The following is a 19,137-nucleotide window of genomic DNA, read 5'->3' as shown; positions in this document are numbered from 1 at the left end:
GTGCCTGTTGACAGCAGGGCCGATGTTTATCAGGGCCATCCCTAACGGGGTGGCCTTTTACTTTTCTCCCCCACCATTTTGTGCCAGGGTTGACTCTCCCCCCTCAGGAGAAACGCTATGCCTCTGCTACCCCGTCTGTTGTTGTCTGCGCCACTACTGACCAGCACCCTTGCACCCGTTCAGGCTGTTGAACCTCCCTCCTCCTTACTCATAAAAAATGGCTACGTGATGTCGATGCGCGCGGGCGAAGCGGATCGGGAAAGTACCGACGTATTGATCCGGGGCGATACCATCGCCGCCATTGGCAAAAACCTGCACGCGGCGGATGCCAGAGTGATTGATGCCACCGGAAAGTTTGTGCTTCCCGGCTTTGTTGATGCGCATTCACACCTGTGGATCACCACTCTGCGGGGCCAGTTTCGTAATAAAGACGGCAAATTTTTTCCAGTGAGCAACCGGCTTGGAGCCGTGATGAAGCCGGATGATATCTACACGGCAATGTATACCGGGGCCATTGAACTGCTCGCCTCGGGTATTACCACCAGCAGCGACTTTTTCGACAACGTTCATGGACCGGCTTCGGGCGATGCGGGATACCGGGCGCTAAGCGATGCGGGGATCAGAGCGATTATGTTTTATGGCGGGCCGGATAAAACCTCGGCCACGCCGATTGATTTGGCGCATCTGAAGCAACTGATGGCGAAACCGCATGACCGCGTCTCACTCGGCCTGGCCTGGCGGCTGCCGCGCGACCTCCATGACGAGGCCGTCTGGACGATCCGCGATCGGGAATATGCCTTTGCCCGTGATAATCACCTGCCGCTCCAGGTGCACGTGAGCGGCGAGGCTGATGCGATGTTTAACGCGCTTATCCAGCGGCACTATCTTGCCCCCTTCGTCACCGTTGTTCATGCCACCCAGGCCACGCCCGCCCAGCTGAGCGCGCTGGAAAAGGCCGGAGGCAGTCTGGCCCTCACCCCGATAAGCGAAGAACGGGTCGGTTACGGCCTGACCCGCTATGACCAGTTTAAAGGCGTGACCCGCCAGGGGCTGGGCCTGGATGGCAACGCGCTGGCAGGCAGCGCAGATATGTTTGCCACGCTGCGGCTGGCCGCGCTGACGCAAAGCGGCGCAACCCAGGATGAAACCGGGCCGGATCCCCGTCGGCTGCTGGAGCTGGCCACCCGCCGCTCGGCCGACGCCGCCGGACTCGGCAGGGTGACCGGGTCTGTTGAGGTGGGTAAACGCGCCGATATACAGATCATTAATCCTGCGGCGCTTAATATGAGCGGGTTTGGCGGCGGCGACCCCGCCTCGCTGATCGTCTATTCGGCAGGGCCGGAAAATGTCGAGACGGTCGTGGTGGATGGAAGGATCCTGAAACTGTCAGGCCAGATGCAGCACATCAATATCACTGCGCTGGTGGCAAGGGCAAACGCATCTGCGCGACACCTGCGGGAAGAAGCCGCCAAATAATGCGTTAGATAACCTGTTCGCTCTTTTGCCAGCCAGGCGCAGCGGCAGTACCGGTCGTCAATCCATCAAGATGGGTCACCATTCCATACAGCTAACATCACTCCTCCCCAGGGTTTTGATGCGTCCGTAAAACAATTATTCCTGGCTTATTGGCCATATATTCAATAAACGGGGAATCCACCACCTGCCTGTTTATGCTCAGGGATGAGGCATTTCTGAACCACACCTTGCCGGCAGACTTGATGACGATCCCCACGTGCGTCACGTCCAGACCCCAACGTAATCGCCCGTTTGCAGTTTACTGAGTACAGCTGAATCAATCGCATGGCCGGGGATATAGCTGATCTCCCTTGATATAACGGCCAACCCCGGTATATATGCACTGCCGTCTGCCTTACGGTTGAGCTGTTTGACGACGGTGACCGCCACCGTACTGATTTGCCGGGTCACATCCGTCGCATTCTGCGGCAGCGTCGCAAACCAGTCAGTGAAAAAGTGCTTTCTGCTCAGGTAACTGACTCTGCCGCCAGCGTATCGCGTGCTGGTAAGATTGTTGAGAAACGCCTTCTGGTCATGCGCGCCCGCCAGCGCCTGGACATAATCAATCAGGGTGAAACAGTCCACACCGTGGAAATCCGCTACCAGCACTTCATTGACCTCAGTCGGTCCAGTCAGGGTATTTTCCTGATAGGGCGTCGTCAGAAAAGCGGAGGATACGGCGGCAATAATGTTTCCTGGTTTCTCACCGGCGGCGGGAATAATGTGGGTGCGGATAATTTTCCGAACGTTGTGTGCTGTGAAATCATCCATTTGGATCTGATAGTCGTTCCCACGCGATCCCGCACAGGAAGCCAGAAAGAGGATCATAATAACTGCCCGCTTCATCTTAATATTCCCTTTAGGTGAAGTTTACTGAGTGGCAGTAGTACCCTCTCCTGATGAGCTTTACAATTGCCAACAGAACACTGTTTCAAATCTGTTTACTTCAGGTGAGAACAGAAAAAATATAATTCAATTATATTCCCTTGCTTAATTAAACATCTGTTGCCACGGGCACCTCCTCTTCGTCAGGGTGAATTCGACGGCCAGCTCCACGAGGCGTGTCAGGAACGACAACCCTGTTACGAGTGAGGTGAATGGCATGACGACAGGCATTGATGATGATTTTACTAAAATATCAGAATGCGCAGCTAAAGATTTGTGTTAAAGATGCAACAGGATCGGCGATAACGCGTAGCATGGGTAAAGAACGGAATAGTGAGCAGGCAGGTAAACCCGCCTGCTTTTACCCAGCGCGTTAATCAGCCTGCGTGACGCTGTCCCCGCAGCAGGCGTTTGCAGTATAGCAGCCCGCTGTAGAGGGGATAATAGCGCCACAGGAGCCTTAGCTTAAGGTTGTTACGGGTCATCTGCCGGGCCAGGCGATCAATTTTTTCATCATACTCGCGCGGCACATCCATCCTGTTTTTGCGGATTTCAATCAGACAGCCGCCCATCAGCGCGGCGTAATAGCCGTCCACCAGGTCGCGGTCAACGTTGGCCACCGGATGCTGGCGCAGTGCATTGTCGGTGTTTTCCCGGGCGATAAAATAGTTTTTTACCCACGAGAAATCACGCGTGCTGATCGATAACGACGTGTCCACCACCCGCTTAAGGTAATAAGCAGTACTGGTGAAAAACGCCCGCTTAGCCTGGGTATAGACCCCAAACATAAAGGGGGCGTCCTCGTGGTTCTGGATCGGTAAAAACGGGCTGTTAATCCGGTCGATCAGCGCCTTAGAAATAATGCTGGTCCACAGCACCCGATGCGCCGAGCCGCGCGCGATCAGTTTGCTGAGCAGTTCCGCCCCACCGTTCACCTCACCGCTAAGATGACGGGGATGCGTCCCCTCATACTGGCGCTCCGCCAGCGGGGCATTGTTGAACTTGCGGGCCGAAAAGCCAAACAGCTCCAGGTCAGGACGATCGCGCCAGACGCGGGCAAAATCGGCAAACAGCTCGGGTGCCACGACATCATCGGCATCCATAAAGTACACGTAGTCACTGCTGACCAGGCTCAACCCTTTATTACGGGCCGCGCTCACGCCACCGTGCGCGGCACGAACCGGCTGTACCTGCGGGTGCTTACTGGCGTACTCCTCAAGCAGCGCCAGCGTGCCGTCCGTCGACCCGTCGTCAATAACGATCACCTGGGTGGGCAGTACCGTCTGATTCAGCAGCGAATCTATTGCCTCACCGATATACTCCCGTCCGTTCCACACCGGCATAATAACGGCGATGGAGGGGAAATCCGCAGCATTAATCAGGCTCATGGCTCACTCCTCAGGCTGGTACGCTTGAACGTATTTCTGCCGATTTTTTCCAGCACCTTGGTATGCAGCAGGCAGCACACGCTCAGGTTGACCAGTCCAATCAGTCCAAGATAGAGCAGGTTAAGCCAGCGGTTCTGATTCCACTCGAAGGGGATCAGGTGCGTCAGCAGCGCTACGCCAGCCGACACCAGCCAGATCATCGCCACATCCCGCGTCAGCCAGCGCGCATGGATGGTCGGCGCAAATTTGCGGTGGACAATCCACGCCCAGACCAGCAGATAGAAAATATTTTGCCCCAGCCAGACGATACCGGTTCCCAGCGCACCGTAGTGGATGGCGGCATAGATATTCATCGGGATAAGCACGATGGCGAACAGGCTGAAGCCCTTAACGTGCATCGACAGGCGACCATTAACATATTGCAGGTGGTATAGCAGACCGCAAATCGCCTGTAACCCGCTCCCCAGCGCATACAGCGTCATTACAAATGACATCTGCTGTACAATTTGCGGATTCTGCGTCCAGGCCCAGATCAGCTGACCGGAATAGAGCGCGATAGTAATGCTCAGCGGCGCCATAAAGATGCTGACGGCCTGGGTCGTGTAACGGTAAAGGGTCAGCGTTTCGGCTTCGCCCTGCTCTTTGTTGCCGCGCATCCCGGTCATACGCGGCACGATGGCCTGCATAATCGGGCTGCTGAGCATCACAATGCCCGTCGCAGCGGTAGCCACCACGGTAAAGGCACCGTAGGTAGAGAGCGGCAGCGTTTTGGAGAGCACCAGACGGTCAATCTGGGAAATAAAGGTCCAGATAGCGCTCGAGAATGCCGCACCCACCGCAAAGCGTAAAAAGGGCTTTAGTACTCCTTTAAGCTCAGCGGAGTGATTCTGCCGCTTAGCACGCGGTACCAGCTGGTAAGATTTGTAGACGCAGCAGGCCGCTTCCGCAATGGAGATACAGAGCTGGAAGGCAAAGAAAAATATTACCGGATTGGGCGCGAAGCTGATAACAAATACCGCACCAAAGGTTCGCAGGGTAATGGAGATAACGTTCAGGACGTTCAGCCACACCTGATGTTCATAGCCCACAATCACGCTGCGGAATGGCCCGGTGCGCCAGCGGATCGCGGCGGTAACCACCATAACGGCCACGGCAATCACCAGATCGCGGTACGGCAGCGTTTTGGCGTTAAGCCAGTGCTCGGCAATATAGGGGGTGAAAATCCAGCCCAGCACCACCAGCACTACGGAGGTGAGCAGGAAGAATTTGCCCAGGCTGGCAAACAGCGAGGGGAAGTAGGGATTATCTTCACTGTTGGCACGATAGCGCGCCGCCTCTCGCAGCAGCGTGGTCGATACGCCGACGTCCAGCAGCTGAAGCCAGGTTAACAGGATGGAAAAAAAGCCAATCAGACCATAGGCTTCCATGCCCAGCTGATGGATATACATTGGCACCACGAGTATTCCGGCCAGCGTTGAGTAAATCTGTCCAACATAATTCGCCAGTGCATTACGCTTAATCGACATAGTCTCTTCTTTTATCTTAGCGGAGCGCCATTCACCATAAAGTGATTCACCCTAACAATCGGGGTGAAACTGGGATAGGGGCACTTTTCCTAAAAGAGTGACCTTAAAGATGTTATCGCGTAACAAATCATGACCACTCTCCCGCCCGGAAAGACCCATCGGCGTAAAAACCGACAGGAAATAGTTACCTAACAACACAGGAATAGAGGTTAAATAGTTACCTTACACTGCTGCAGGTGGTGAAAGGGTTCAGGCCTTACGCACTCTCTTTTTTAAACCGAGTAAAGTAGTGTACGTATCGGGGTGGCGAAGCATCAGCCAGTTAATAAATGAACCCGGCTCTAAATCGCGGCCTAAATAACCGATCGCCTGTTTAACATACTCCGGCAGCGGCGTTCCATTTGACAGCGATAAATGGATCATCAATTTAAAAGAGTGAATCAAATAGAGACGACGGAGTTCATTACGGGAAGGATCGTTCCCCGGCAGGCTGGTTAATTTTTCGTACGAGCAGAGGAAAGCATCATAGCGATGACGGAAATAGGCCTCTTCTTTCGTACTGTTGGTTAATGATCCCTGACGGATACGCTGGCGATAATAAAGATTTTTACTTACCCACGCGATACCCGTACGCATAAAGGCCTGTAGCGTATAGCGGTGGTCTTCATGCAGACGATCGCGATATTGCAGGTTGTAGCGCGTAATAATCTCGCGTTTCAGAACATAGTTCCAGGGCGCAGACGTATAGGATCCGTTACGCAACAGGCCGGCCATCACGTGCTGCGAGGGCACCAGACCAAAGGTGTCATGCTTTACCTTACCGCCGGTCTGCGTTGGATTACCGTCGACGAAGGTTTGTGAATTAAAACAAAACAGCTCGACCTCGGGATGTCGGGTAATGACCTCGCTGAACTCCTGATAAAACCCCGCGCAAACGATATCGTCGGGATCGCAGCAGAAGACAAATTCACCGGATGCGAGGCTTATGCCCTTATCGCGGGCATTTCCGGCACCGCCATTCGGGATGGTGACAATAGTCACTACGGGTGAGTCGCCATATTTTTTCTCGATCAGTTCCAGCGTATTATCCGTTGAACTGTCGTTGACGATAATAATTTCATTTGGCAGTGCAATTTGGCTCAGCAATGAATCAACGCACTCAACAATGTATGCCCCCACATTATATGCCGGGATCACGACTGACAGATTCTTTTTCATCATAGTTTTATCTCAACCTTTAAGCTGCCTCTTAATAAACAACAGCGCCCCTGTAAAATCAATGCGAACATCTTAATCAGCAAACTAATAAGAATAAGCTCAGGGCTTGTTCTTCGTTAAATTAAGAATTTTCCCGCGTCATTCTATTTATGGCTGGCCTGCGATGCTCAATCTATTCTTGAGTGAGTTTTCCTTAAAAGCCCTTATGCGCATTTCCTCCTCCCTCCTCTGTTAAAATTTATTTAATCGAAGTTTACTTCTCCCCTGGCACATTTCAATCCGCCAAATGTGAATAAAATAGCGGTAAACAGGACACAAACAAGTAACGTTATGGGATAATTCTTAGGTGAAACCGGTTTCTAAATATTTCCATAAGATAAGAAGCTCAAGCCAGCTAACCTGCGACATTCTTTTGCCGTGGAAGGCGGACCTAATGAATTATATAGAGAAATTGCGAGGCGAGTCGCAAAAAAACCTGCCCGGCATGGCGTTGTTGTGGTAATACCAATATTTTTTATTTACAACTACGAAGGGATTCAGGGGAGAGCGGGAATTGTTGCAATGGGAAACTTTGATACAATTCTAAGTCAGAAATAGCAGATCCTCTCGTGTCTGCAACCACGGCTATACCACATAAGTATCAACGCCCTGCCCTGAAACATTAGCCACGCTGCTGTGATTATAAAGAAAAATTTAACTGTGTTCTGAGACAATTCCGCTATAAAAAACCAGTCGTTATTATTGAACTGTCCGGTGACCCTGTGGTGGCTGATTTTTATACAATTAAGCAGTGAAATAGATTTCATATTCGTTCTATAGTTAAGCATGCCGTTATAGCTATCGGCCAAACATTAAGCTGGCCTGTCGAACGGGCGTCAGCGGATTAAAAATGCGTTAAGCGCTTACCTCCACTTCAAACAGGGAATCCCTATGCCTGACAGCAGAGAAATCACCGCCAGCGTGGTCAGCGCGGCACATGATGTCCGCAATGAGCGCCGTACCCTGACGTACGGTGCAGACCAGGTGTTAATCAGAGTGGAGCGCGGCGGTATTTGCGGCTCTGATATTCACTATTTTTTACATGGCCGGGCGGGGATGTCCGTGCTGAAGCAGCCAATGATTCTCGGACACGAATTCGTTGGGCGCGTGGCTGAAACACCCCCGGAGAGTACGCTTAAGATCGGCCAGCGCGTGGCGATCAATCCTTCTCTGCCCTGCAACCGCTGTGCGCGCTGTCTTGAGGGAAAGCAAAATCTCTGCGGGCAGATGCGCTTTATGGGCAGCGCTCAGTTTCTTCCGCACGTAAACGGAGGGTTTGCTGACTACGTGGCGGTGAGTGAGCAACAGTGTATTCCCTATGCGGATAACTCAGATGCGAAAGTGATTGCCTTTGCCGAACCGCTGGCCGTGGCGATCCATGCCGTTAACCGGGCAGGTAGCCTGGTCGGGAAAAAAGTGCTGGTCACCGGATCGGGACCGATTGGCTGCCTGGTGATCGCGGCTGCGCTGGCCTCCGGCGCGGCGGAAATCGTGGCAACGGATATGAGCGAACGCTGCCGCACGCTGGCGCTGGAGATGGGGGCCTCCCGTGCGGCAGACCCGGGCAATAGCGACGTGACCGATGTCTGGCAGGAAAATGGTGGCTATTTTGACGTCTGCTTTGAGGCGTCAGGCGCTGCGGCCGCTATCGCTTCCACCCCTGGCTTCACCCGCCCGGGAGGACGCATTGTGCAGCTGGGCATGGGCGCAGCAAGCCCGGCTTTCCCGCTGGGCTTGCTGCTGGTAAAAGAGATCGCGCTGGTCGGCTCATTTCGTTTTATCAACGAGTTTGAAACCGCCGTGCGTTGGCTGGAGAGCGGCCGCATTAACCCGCTGCCGCTGTTATCCGCCGAGTTCCCCCAGTCGGACGTGGTTAAGGCGCTGGAAACCGCCTGCGACAAAAACCTCGCCGCCAAGGTGCAGGTGGTATTTTAAGCCCTCCTCTGTCGGCCGCTACGCCAGCCCTGAGGATGTCAGGCACCCCATAGCGCCGGGTGCCTGATACGTGATACCTGACGCCGGTTGTCTGATACCGAACTCCCGGTGCCTGACGCCTGAGCAGGCGATTATATCGCCGCGCCGCGCGTAGCCGGCTGCGCGATAATTTTTTCTGCGGCCTTCTTACCGGCAATAAATGCATGGTCGGAATTATAATATTCCCACTCGCTGTAGCGTCCGGCGAGGGTGATATCGTATTGCAGCAGCCATTCACGGATCAGGCTGACGTTAGTTTCCCGCGCATGATCGTAGATAACATAGGCATAGGGAATGTCAGCCTCGGTGGCGGTAAGCACCTTATCTTCGGCGGTAAACAGCCCGACGCCGATACATTCCCGGATACAGCGCTGGATCAGGGCTTCCCCCTCCTCGGCCAGGGGTATCTCATCCGTATAGGTGATTTCACAGGTCAGGCCAAAACCATTTTCCGGATTGCAGTGCGGACTGGCGTTACCCTGGAGGAAAACCCGGTGAAATACCGTCTCGCCGGGATAGTAGATCCAGTGTTTTTCGGACAGGTTAGCTCGTCCAATCCCCAGATTCACGCAGCGCACCGAGGTGTGACGTAGCCCGGCGGCCGCGGCATGTATTTCCGCCGGTGCCTGGACACCCAGCATGGCAATCAAGGCCGGAAGCGGCACGGTACTGATCAGGTGGTCATAATGATAGCGTCGGCCATCCTGCAAAACGGCAATATGCTGTGCCGGAAAGAGCTGGACAATTTCTGCGCCGGTCTCAAGCGTGCCTTGCAGCAGCGGGAGAAAACCGGACATTAGCGCCTGGAATCCTCCATGCAGCGGGTAACCAAAGCGAGCGTTGGGACCCAGCGGTTTACCCACCGGCTCCAGCGCCCCCTCAATAATTGCGGCAAGATCCGGCAGCGGCACGCGCCCGCCCAGCCACGACGTTTCCATCTCGCTTAGCGGCACCTTCCACAGCTTGCAGTTGTAGGGAATAGCGAAATGCCTGGCGATGCCGCTGCCCCAGGTGTGATAGATAAACTGCTCAAAATTTTCCTCCGCCTGGTCACGCTGCGCTAGCGAACATCCCTCCGCTTCCGCGATGCTTCCGTCGGCGCAGCAGTCTTTAATGACAACCGGGGTGGCCTTCTCTGCCTGGGGCTGACCGTAGCGCGCCTCTATCGCGCCCAGCACACACTCCTTAATAACCGCTGGCGGCAGGCCGTAAAGCGCCCCCTGGAAAGGATAACGGGTGTAGGTCCCCCCGGTATAAATCCAGGCCTCACGCATCTGCCAGTGCAGGTTATCCCCCAGCAGCAGCTGGTACATCTCCAGCACCCAGGGATCGTTGGAAAACATAATATGCCCGGCATAGTCGAAGACAAATCCCGACTGCTCCTCCGATCGGCACCAGCCACCCACGCGGCTGTTACGCTCAAGCAGCACCGACTCACTGCCCAGCTGCAGCGCGGCGCTCAGCCCGGTGGGTCCCGCACCGAGGATCAGATAGCGGGCATGGTGAGTGGTCTCGGGCTGAACAGATCCTGCCTGAGCCGCTCGCTGCGACGCGGTAGTCAGCGCAGCCTGATAGGTTTTTTGCCGCTCCGGGGAGGCCGCCTGGCGGCTGGCCAGCGCATGCTGGATCAGTCCGGCCATCTCATCTGCCGTCTTCTCCCATGAGGTGTTGCTCACCACGGCCTTCATCCCGGCGGTCATCGCGGTCCGCTGGATAGTGGAGAGGGCGATGGCACGCTCACAGTGGCGCGCAAAATCGGCTCCGTCGCGGGCGATCATCACCAGTTCGCCATAGGGCGCAGCCACATCTTTGATAGCGGTGCTTACTACCGGCAGCGCCGCGGCCATATACTCCAGCACCTTCGTCGGGCTGATAAACTGCGTGGAGGCATTGAGCGCAAACGGCATCAGACAGACATCCCAGCCAGCCAGAAACTGCGGCAGCGCCTGATAGGGCTGCATACCAAAATAGTGAATATTGTCGCGCACCGGCAGCGCCGCCTGGCTGATTTTCACGACCGGGCCGACGTAAATAAAGTGCCATTTAGGATGGGCATCGGCCAGCTGAGCCATCAGGGCGGTGTCGATCCTTTCATCGATCACGCCATAGTAGCCGAGCCGGGGATGAGGTATCGCCGCCTGCAAAGGATGCTCGTTGCTTCTGTCCAGCGCCTGCTCAAAGTGAATGGCATCGACGCTGCTGGGAAAGCAGTACACATCGGAATGCCGCGCGCGTTTGGCGTCATACAGGCTGGGACCACCGGTAAATACCAGGTCGGCCCGCTTAAGCAGTGCAGATTCACGCTGTAACAGCTGGCGCGGCGCCTGATCGAAGGCGGCCAGCTCATCCATACAGTCATAAATAACCAGAGCAGGATCGAGCGGGGTAAGCAGCGGCAGTGCCATCGGCGTATAGAACCAGACGATGGGTCGCCCCTCGGGGCTGAGCGCCGCCATCAGCGGCTGGAGACGCGCAATCTGATCGTCATGAAAGCCAGGCTGGCGAACGTCGGTATGCGGTCGCGCCACGGTAACATTGGGGGCCGGATGAGAGAGATGCAGTCCGGCCTCACCCGCCTCGTAAACCGGCTCTTCGATAAATACCACCCGATAATGCCTGGCCAGCCGTGAGAGTAAATGCTGCGGACGCTGGAACACAAAATCCCAGCGTAAGTGGCTAAAAACAATTAGCGTAGGGGTTGTCATTGCACTCTCCTCATTATGATCCTGTTGAATCCATTTGTTCTGAAAATGTGCTGTCGTCGCCTGCGCCTGATAAAGCGCGTCGGCATAGGGCTGGTCAAGTTCGCGGACAAAGGGATCCGCGGCGCCAGGGATAACATCCCACAGGCCGCTGCGATGCCAGATATCGGCATTATCCCATTCGGGTCGATCGGTCACCGGATAGAGACAGATGCCGGTAAGTTCCGTGCCCATCAGCATGGCCTGAACGGCCTCAGCGGCAATATGATTAATCCAGGCGCCCCGCCCGCTGCCCACGTGGCTGGTTTCCGCGATCAGTATGGGGCGCTGGTAGCGCAGTGAAAGAAAGTGAAGCATCGTATGCAGCGGCGCGCGGCGCGGATCGCCGAGGTGCCACCACAGCCGGTGATTACTGACGTATTCCCACTGATTGTCGTGATAATAATTGGCCCCGATCAGATCGAGATAGCGCGGCGCCCCGCCCAGCTCAGGCTCCAGTTTGCCGCAAAGCATGTCCCATGCCTGGTACTGGGCGTGACATTCACCTGCGACCTGCTCCCCCCATGTCGCCTCCTCGCCCAGGGGCGGAACAATATGGATAAGCGGATCGCAGTGCATGATCCTCGCCCGGGGATCGACCTGCCAGATTGCATCACAGGCGGCAATGGCGGCGCGAACCAGCTGCCGTTTGGACTCAATCCCGGTTAAGTGACCCGGCCCGGCCGACGAGGGAAAATACCCCACGGAGAGCGCCCAGCTGGTAAAGGAAATTTCATTTACCGGCGAATAGACCGGCGGAGTTGCGTAGTAAGGGGCCAGATGGGCTGCCAGGGCGGCACAAAACCGGGCAAAGCGCGGCACAAAATCGACCTGAAAGGGATCGGTCCCTTCCGGCCAGCCATAGTGGCAAATCGTCCAGCATATCTGTACGTTTGCCCGCTTTGCCGCCCGCATACGTTTGTCGACGCTGCTAAAATCGTATCCTGGTCCCCTGTCGCACAGCCGCCAGCCTACACTTTCACGTACGGTCCTGATGCCAAATTCACCGAGCGCCAGGTAATCTTCCCCTGCCTTCGCACCGTGTCCGTTAGCGTCGATCATCGACAGACGCACGCCCTGTCGGTTTAGGTGATCGGCACCCTCAAATCCTGCCTGCCAGAATGAAGCATACGGGGCCATTCCTCTCCTCCGTTCCAGATCCAGTTTAAAAACTATTTCTCCCCGCGAGGGGCATGAAATAAATGTTAAATACGATGATATTCAGGGAAGATTATTATTCGACTACATTATTCTTCAGGTTTAATTGGTAGTATAATTATGTTAACAACAGATCGGGACAACTAAAAATAGCGAGCCTTTTCATCCAAGTATAGTCAAATAAAGAAATTAGCTCTTAATCACTCAGCCATTATTTAATTTTTAACAAATCATTTCTTCACCCACTGGCAAATAACCTTGCAAATCATTAACAAAGCCTGTGAGCAAAAAATAATTATTCCGCTGCGGTTGCAAAATTGCGACGGGTCGCACGGTTTTTTCTCGCTAACATCGTAACTCGTTAAAATTATTATGGAAAATTAAAGCAACCCAGAGCTTACTCATTTTTAAAAAAGGGTAATTTTTCCCGCAGTGCTGCCGATATTACTTTTAACTTTTCTTAGATAAGGATGCTACGATGTCACTGAAAAAGTCCTCCCTGCTTGTTCTGCTTGTGTTATTTACCCTCTTTATAACCAGTATGCTCTCTAACGTCTGGCTTCTGACGCGCAGTAACACCTCGCTGGATAAGGTCAACAAAGAAATACGCGTGGTGCTTTCAATTATTGATCCTATTAACCACAGTCGTACCCTGCGCGTTCGCCTGATGGAATATATGAAAGCCATGGAAAATAGCGCCACGCTTTCCTCGAAACCGACGCTTGACGGTGTTAATGAAGTCGTATCAAAAGCGGATGCGGCATTCCAGGCGTATCTCGCAGCGCCTAAGCTGTCCGATGAACAGGCGCTGGCTGATGAGTATCGCACGGCTTATCTCGCCTACCGTCAGCAGGGCCTGCAACCGCTTATCCTGGCGGCTACGGCCAGCGACCGGGCAGGATTCGATCGTCAGATCCCAAACGTAGTCCGGCTCGACAGGCAGTATGAGATCGTGCTTGATAAAGTGCTGGCCCTGCATGAGCAATATGCTAAACACCTTAATGCCACGGCCCAGGGGAACTTCACGTTCGGCCTGGGTCTGATCGCCACCTTTAGCCTGCTGTTTCTGATCGTCATTACAGCCGTGCTGATCCTGCTGCGCCGCTTCGTATTGGCTCCACTCACGCTTGCCCGCGACCACTGCCGTCAGATAGCGGCCGGTGTGCTGGATAAGCCGCTACCTGTGACACCGTCACGCAGTGAAATCCAGGCATTAATGAGCGCGATGGAGCAGATGCGCGGCTCGCTCACCGATATTATTCGTCAGGTGCGGCACTCGGCACAGACCGTCTCCAGCGCCTCGCAGGAAATTGCCGCCGGAAATACTGACCTGGCCTCGCGAACCGAGCAGCAGGCTGCCGCCCTGACGCAAACGGCAGCGAGCATGGAGGAGCTGGGGGCCACGGTAAAACAGAATAATGAGAACGTACATGAAGCCAGTCGCCTTACCCAGCAGGCCGTACAAAATGCCCGTTCAGGCGATCGCGTCTCCCGCGACGTTATTCAGACAATGGAGCAAATCAACAGCAGTTCCAAAAAAATTGAGGATATCATTGGGGTAATCAATGGCATTGCGTTTCAGACCAATATTCTGGCGCTTAATGCGGCGGTAGAGGCGGCCAGAGCGGGTGAACAGGGGCGCGGATTTGCCGTAGTGGCCGGAGAAGTCCGCTCGCTGGCACAGCGAAGTGCCGTCGCGGCAAAAGAGATCGAGGGTCTGATTGTCGCCTCAGTAGCCAGCATTCAGTCGGGTTCACAGCTGGTATCAGAGACGGGCGAAGTCATCAACGCCATTATCACATCGGTTACTCAGGTGGACGCACTGATGAACCAGATTTCCATTGCGTCTGAAGAGCAGAGCCGCGGCATCAGCCAGATTGAACAGGCAGTGACCGAGATGGATAGCGTGACCCAGCAAAACGCGGCGCTGGTTCATCAGTCCGCTGCCTCTTCCGCCTCGCTCGAAGAACAGGTCAGTCATCTCACCCAGGCCGTCTCCGCCTTTCACCTGACAACGGGCTAAACGGATACCCCTACGCCGCCGCAGGTTCGTTCAACAACAAGGGGCTGCGGCGTCGCCAGGAAATGCTCTGTCCTGCCCTCAATGTGGGTAAAAAGTTCTCAGGAGATTTATTAACGTATTAATAACTCGATTGTGTTTGAGTTATTGTCGCGTTCCTGGGTGAATGATAAAGAAAAATAAAAACAGGCATTATTTGCGGCCTTTAATTTTCTTTGCTATATAACAGCCAAATTCTCCACGTTTTCATCCTAATTAAAAATAAACATTTAAATTGGGGTTAGATAAGTCATATCCATAAATAAAGACTTAAGCTAAATTATCCCCTGGAGCACAGCATGTCCATCGCATCATATCTGTGGAATACCCTTATTCCACGTAAAATACATTCACTGGCGGCCCGGCCGGCCAGCAATACGTTTGACTGTCGGGCGGTGCCAACGCGGTTTCCAGTTGGCAGCGGCGATGGCCGGGGCCTGATGATGGTCTTCGTGCCGCCCGAAGCCGATTTCGGCCGGGTCAACAGCGCCTGGCAGAAACTGAGCACCCCGCATCGCCGGATTATCGTGCTCTCGTCGACCGGCGCGCTCTGTGCAAAAAAGGGGCAGTCTACCTACTGCGACACCAGCGGGCCGATGGGCAGCTGGCTCTGGCTGCCGCAACAAACCATCGCCGAACATGAAGTGCATCAGCTGGACCTGGCTATCCCGCCCGAGGCCACGGCCGGGCAGCGCATAGCCGCGCTCCGACGCCAGTTAGACAAAATGCCGGTCAGTATGGCGCTCTCCTCTGAAGATACCTTTGCGATGATCTACTGCGACGGCCTCTCTTCGGCAGAAGGATTTCTGATGCAGGCCTGGTATGACAGCGGACGTTTCCCCTGCCTGGCAATAGGCGGATCAGCGGGCGGACGTACGGACTTCCTGAACACCTGGATTGGAACGCATGAGGGGCTGTTACAGAATAAAGCGGTGATTGTATTTTGTAAGATGGCGAAAGGTAAATCATTTGCACCCTTTAAGAGCCAGAACTTTACCCCGACCTCGCAAAGCTGGCTAATTGCAGAAGCGAACCCGGTCACCCGCACCGTTTCCTCGCTGTTTGATACCGACGGACAGCAGAAACCGATCGTTGAGGCACTTGCTGACTATTTTAAATGCCCGCCTTCCCAGCTTGAAAAACATTTACAGGGGACGACATTTGGCGTGAAAGTCGGAGAGGAATACTTTATTCGTTCCGTCGCTAAAGTTAATACCGACAGTCTCAGTTTTTTTTGCGACCTGGAATTTGGCGATCGCCTTTATCTCCTGGAGGCGCAGGATTTTGTTAATGCCACACAGCAGGAGTGGTTGAAATTTTCAGCCGGTAAAGGCAAACCCAGCGCAATGCTGCTTAATGACTGCCTGCTGCGTCGTCTGAATAACCCGGACAGCCTGCCTTCGGCCCAGCTCTTTAGTGGCGTAACCGCCGCGGGCTTCTCAAGCTTTGGCGAAATTTTCGGTGTACCAATTAACCAAACGCTGTCAGCGCTGGTATTTTACGACCGGGATGTGAAGGCCATGACGCGCTTTGCGGTCGAGTATGCGGCCTATGCCGGACACTACGCACAGCGTTCGCTGCGGCGTTGGGAAGCCCTGCACACGCTACAGACCGGCGTGATTGATAAGGTCATTGCCTATCAGCAGGCCATCGCGCCGGTGATCAATACTTTCCCGCTGCTTGAGCAAGCCACCAACCGCCAGAGCGACGCACTGGACATCGCAGGGGTGAATATTGGCGCGATTAACGATGCCGCCGCCATCACCCTGACCGCGCAGGAAGAACTCACCGCACAGCTTGCCGAACTGGAGAAAATTTCCCGCGGCATCACCCAGATCACCGCTGGCATCGGCGCCATTGCCGACCAGACCAACCTCCTCGCGCTTAACGCGGCGGTAGAGGCTGCGCGCGCTGGCGCAGCGGGACGCGGATTTGCGGTAGTTGCGGAGGAGGTACGCCGTCTGGCGCGCTCGTCAAAAGAACAGGCGGATGCTACCCGTCAAAACATCAACGAAACGGTCACTACGCTGGCCACGCTGAAAAAACTGGCGGGTCGCAGCGCCAGCACGACAACGGATATGGCACAAAAGAGCCTCTCGGCTCAGGGACAGATCGCGACCATCAGCGAAGAGAATGCGCTTGGACGGCAGAGCATGGTGGAAAATATCAGCCGACTCAAAGATGCCGCAGCGGGGATGGATGCGATGAATCAGGCGGTCAGCCAGCTCACCGTTCTGCAAAAGCTGGTGAACCTCTAGCCCCGGCCAGCTCACCGTTCTGCAAACGCTGGTGAATCTCTAGCCCCCGGCCGGCTCGCGCTTCCCTGCCCTCGACGCGGCGCAGGAAAGCGCGGAGAGACACGCGGCTGAGAGGGTGTTAGCCGCGCAGTGAGGCGACCGCGCGGGCGAAAAACGTTTTCCCCCCGAAGTTACCCGATTTTAGCGCCAGCGCGATGGGTTCCTCCCCCTGAGAAAACATCGCGGGTACGCCCACATCGATCTCTTCACCGATAGTCAGCGCACCCAGATCCAGCGCGCTGACCACCGCCCCCGACGTTTCCCCTCCCCCGACCACGATACGTCGGGTGCCCGCGGCCACCAGCCGCTGTGCGGTGGTGCCAAACAGCGCATCCAGCGCAGCGGCAACCTTCTCACGGCCGTATTGCTGCTGGATCTGCCTGACCGACGCCGGATCACCGGAGGAGTAAACCAGCGGGGACTGCCCCTGATGCGCCTGAATAAAGTCGACCAGCCGATCGGGACCGGTTATGCCGCTCATCACGTCGCCAACGTCGATCATCATCACCGGGTGATGTTTCTGGTGTTCGGCAATCTGCTCGCGGGTGGCCCCCGAACAGCTGCCGACCAGAATCGCTTCCGCACCGGGAACCTGCGGGGTACGCGCAGGTTGGCCGCTTACCCGCCCCTGCGCAATAAAGTTGTGCGGCAGACCAAGGGCGACGCCGGAGCCGCCGGTGACCAGTGGCGCATAGCGGCAGGCTTCACCGATAGCCGCCAGATCGGCCTCGCTGATAGCATCCACCACCACCAGCGTGGTCGCGTTCGCCTGCGGGCCAGCATTTGACGCTGCGCCCGACGCACGTTCGCGTGAGGTTTCCGCCTGCTGTTCTACTTTCGCCAATGCCCGGCTCAGCGCGTCGCTACCCTGGCTCACCGTTTGCCAGCCAATATGCACAACCGGATTATGCGACTGGCGTTGCAGTACCCGGCGCAGATCGGCATCGGTCATTGGCGTGAGCGGATGATGCTGCATTCCCGATTCGTTAAGCAGACGATCGCCCACGAACAGATGCCCCTGATAAACCGAGCGGCCCATGGCGGGGAAAGCGGGACAGACCACCACGCTTTTGGCCCCAAGATGCGTCGCGAGCGCATCAATGACCGGCCCGATATTGCCGCTGTCGGTTGAATCAAAGGTCGAGCAGTATTTGAAAAGGATCTGCTCGCAGCCCTGCGCCTGTAACCAGCGGCAGGCGGCCAGCGACTGGGCCACGGCCCGATCCGCCGGAACAGAGCGGCTTTTGAGGGCGACCACCCCCGCTTCAACTTCTGCCTCAGCAGGCCGCGAGGGCACCCCCAGGTACTGGGTTGTTTTCAGGCCGCCCTCACCCTGTATCCCTTTCGCGAGCGTCACCGCGATATCGCTGGCCCCGGTAAAATCATCCGCTATTACGCCAATTAACATTATCTACTCCTTTTCGCCTGCGGGGCTGTGCCGATCCGCTGCCGCCACGCTGGCCTTCATCCGCTTCACGGCGGCATGGGGCGCGGTCAGTACCGGGATTGCAACCTGCTGACGAACGCTGTCGGCAGCGCGCGAGGTGGAAAAGTGGGCAAGCATAATGACATCACAGTGCGCCAGCTCTTTTGCCCGCGCGGCCACCCGCTGATTGTGCCCCTCGACGTCACCTTTCTTCAGCAGATCGATGGCTTCCTCCACCAGCACGGTGGTCAGCGTGGCCGCAGAGTGATGCTCCGCGACGTACTGGTTAAATTCATCGGTCATGGTCTGTATCGAAGGACCAAAGGTGGCGAGCATGCCGATGGTATTTCCCTGCTGCACCGCCTCGTGAAACATTGCTTCATTAGGCTTCAGTACCGGTACAGGAAGCGTCTCCGCCAGCCTGTCGATGGCCGGGCCAAAGGCCGAGCAGGTTACCAGAATGCCCCCGGCCTGCATCTTATAGCCATATTCGCCCAGGTGAACAAAGCGATCGATTAATGCCGGGGAGAGCGTCTCCTCGCGCGCACGGTCCACCGACAGGCCATCGTCCAGCAGGTTTATGGTTTCGGCCTCGGGCCAGATATCCCGAAAGGCCGCATCAATCGGCGCCATGGCGACCGGCGTGGCGTGCAGTAAAACAATACGGGTCATGATTCGCTCCAGAGAGTTAGCTCGGCGGGCGTGCTCTGCCCGGTATAGTCGTACCGCGTCGGGCACGGGTTCCAATGTAAGGGCTTACAAATGTTTCTGTAAAGTGAGCCCGATCACAGATTACGCGGTTCACATTGTTAATGTTATGTTGAAATATTAACGATGATTAACCACAATTGAAAGCGCTTACAAAATAAATGCATTTTGCGTCATGCCCCGTCATGCCCTGATGCCTCACT

General features: G+C 55.4%; 10 protein-coding genes and 1 pseudogene. 4 read left to right on the top strand and 7 right to left on the bottom strand.

Annotated elements, in window-relative coordinates:
• The first annotated feature begins 117 nt into the window (after window positions 1–117).
• Window positions 118–1,476, top strand: a complete 1,359-nt coding sequence (locus AAGR22_RS10755) for an amidohydrolase family protein (RefSeq protein WP_345831490.1) — start codon at window positions 118–120, stop codon at window positions 1,474–1,476.
• Window positions 1,477–1,573: 97 nt separating this feature from the next.
• Here AAGR22_RS10755 and AAGR22_RS10750 read toward each other — a convergent pair.
• The 4 genes and pseudogenes from AAGR22_RS10750 to AAGR22_RS10735 form a co-directional block, all read right to left on the bottom strand.
• Window positions 1,574–2,286: pseudogene (locus AAGR22_RS10750) on the bottom strand (N-acetylmuramoyl-L-alanine amidase-like domain-containing protein).
• Window positions 2,287–2,777: 491 nt separating this feature from the next.
• Window positions 2,778–3,788: a glycosyltransferase gene (locus AAGR22_RS10745; RefSeq protein WP_345831489.1), complete on the bottom strand. Its 1,011-nt coding sequence runs from the start codon at window positions 3,786–3,788 to the stop codon at window positions 2,778–2,780.
• Window positions 3,785–5,314: an oligosaccharide flippase family protein gene (locus AAGR22_RS10740; RefSeq protein WP_067702032.1), complete on the bottom strand. Its 1,530-nt coding sequence runs from the start codon at window positions 5,312–5,314 to the stop codon at window positions 3,785–3,787. The genes AAGR22_RS10745 and AAGR22_RS10740 overlap by 4 nt, the downstream gene beginning before the upstream one ends.
• A 249-nt stretch (window positions 5,315–5,563) precedes the next feature.
• A complete protein-coding gene (locus tag AAGR22_RS10735; protein WP_067702035.1) occupies window positions 5,564–6,535 on the bottom strand; it encodes a glycosyltransferase family 2 protein in 972 nt (323 codons plus the stop codon).
• 927 nt (window positions 6,536–7,462) lie between these two features.
• On the opposite strand from AAGR22_RS10735, the gene idnD reads away from it, so the two are divergent.
• A complete protein-coding gene (gene idnD / locus AAGR22_RS10730) occupies window positions 7,463–8,506 on the top strand; it encodes an L-idonate 5-dehydrogenase (RefSeq protein WP_345831488.1) in 1,044 nt (347 codons plus the stop codon).
• A 131-nt stretch (window positions 8,507–8,637) separates the two neighbouring features.
• On the opposite strand, the gene AAGR22_RS10725 is transcribed toward idnD, so the two are convergent.
• Entirely contained in the window at window positions 8,638–12,426 is a 3,789-nt protein-coding gene (locus AAGR22_RS10725; protein WP_345831487.1) for an NAD(P)-binding protein, read from the bottom strand.
• Between the two features lie 496 nt (window positions 12,427–12,922).
• On the opposite strand from AAGR22_RS10725, the gene AAGR22_RS10720 reads away from it, so the two are divergent.
• Complete coding sequence (locus AAGR22_RS10720; RefSeq protein ID WP_345831486.1) at window positions 12,923–14,467, top strand: methyl-accepting chemotaxis protein; 1,545 nt, start codon at window positions 12,923–12,925, stop codon at window positions 14,465–14,467.
• 335 nt (window positions 14,468–14,802) lie between these two features.
• Window positions 14,803–16,761: a methyl-accepting chemotaxis protein gene (locus AAGR22_RS10715; protein WP_345831485.1), complete on the top strand. Its 1,959-nt coding sequence runs from the start codon at window positions 14,803–14,805 to the stop codon at window positions 16,759–16,761.
• 118 nt (window positions 16,762–16,879) lie between these two features.
• On the opposite strand, the gene otnK is transcribed toward AAGR22_RS10715, so the two are convergent.
• Together otnK and AAGR22_RS10705 are read right to left on the bottom strand one after the other, a co-directional pair.
• Complete coding sequence (otnK, locus tag AAGR22_RS10710) at window positions 16,880–18,208, bottom strand: 3-oxo-tetronate kinase (protein ID WP_345831484.1); 1,329 nt, start codon at window positions 18,206–18,208, stop codon at window positions 16,880–16,882.
• A gap of 3 nt (window positions 18,209–18,211) precedes the next feature.
• The gene (locus AAGR22_RS10705; RefSeq protein ID WP_345831584.1) at window positions 18,212–18,901 is read right to left on the bottom strand and encodes an aspartate/glutamate racemase family protein; all 690 of its coding nucleotides are present in this window, start codon (window positions 18,899–18,901) and stop codon (window positions 18,212–18,214) included.
• Window positions 18,902–19,137: the final 236 nt, after the last annotated feature.

The sequence above is a fragment of the Erwinia sp. HDF1-3R genome (assembly GCF_039621855.1).
Classification (GTDB): Bacteria; Pseudomonadota; Gammaproteobacteria; order Enterobacterales; family Enterobacteriaceae; genus Erwinia.
This window is presented reverse-complemented; position numbering and strand designations above follow the sequence as displayed.

Excerpts from the sequence above, each read along its gene's own strand:
- AAGR22_RS10725 (WP_345831487.1), bottom strand. The coding sequence starts at position 12,426 with ATGGCCCCGTATGCTTCATTCTGGCAGGCAGGATTTGAGGGTGCCGAT.
- AAGR22_RS10735 (WP_067702035.1), bottom strand. The coding sequence starts at position 6,535 with ATGATGAAAAAGAATCTGTCAGTCGTGATCCCGGCATATAATGTGGGG.
- AAGR22_RS10755 (WP_345831490.1), top strand. The coding sequence starts at position 118 with ATGCCTCTGCTACCCCGTCTGTTGTTGTCTGCGCCACTACTGACCAGC.
- AAGR22_RS10720 (WP_345831486.1), top strand. The coding sequence starts at position 12,923 with ATGTCACTGAAAAAGTCCTCCCTGCTTGTTCTGCTTGTGTTATTTACC.
- idnD (WP_345831488.1), top strand. The coding sequence starts at position 7,463 with ATGCCTGACAGCAGAGAAATCACCGCCAGCGTGGTCAGCGCGGCACAT.
- otnK (WP_345831484.1), bottom strand. The coding sequence starts at position 18,208 with ATGTTAATTGGCGTAATAGCGGATGATTTTACCGGGGCCAGCGATATC.
- AAGR22_RS10740 (WP_067702032.1), bottom strand. The coding sequence starts at position 5,314 with ATGTCGATTAAGCGTAATGCACTGGCGAATTATGTTGGACAGATTTAC.
- AAGR22_RS10745 (WP_345831489.1), bottom strand. The coding sequence starts at position 3,788 with ATGAGCCTGATTAATGCTGCGGATTTCCCCTCCATCGCCGTTATTATG.
- AAGR22_RS10715 (WP_345831485.1), top strand. The coding sequence starts at position 14,803 with ATGTCCATCGCATCATATCTGTGGAATACCCTTATTCCACGTAAAATA.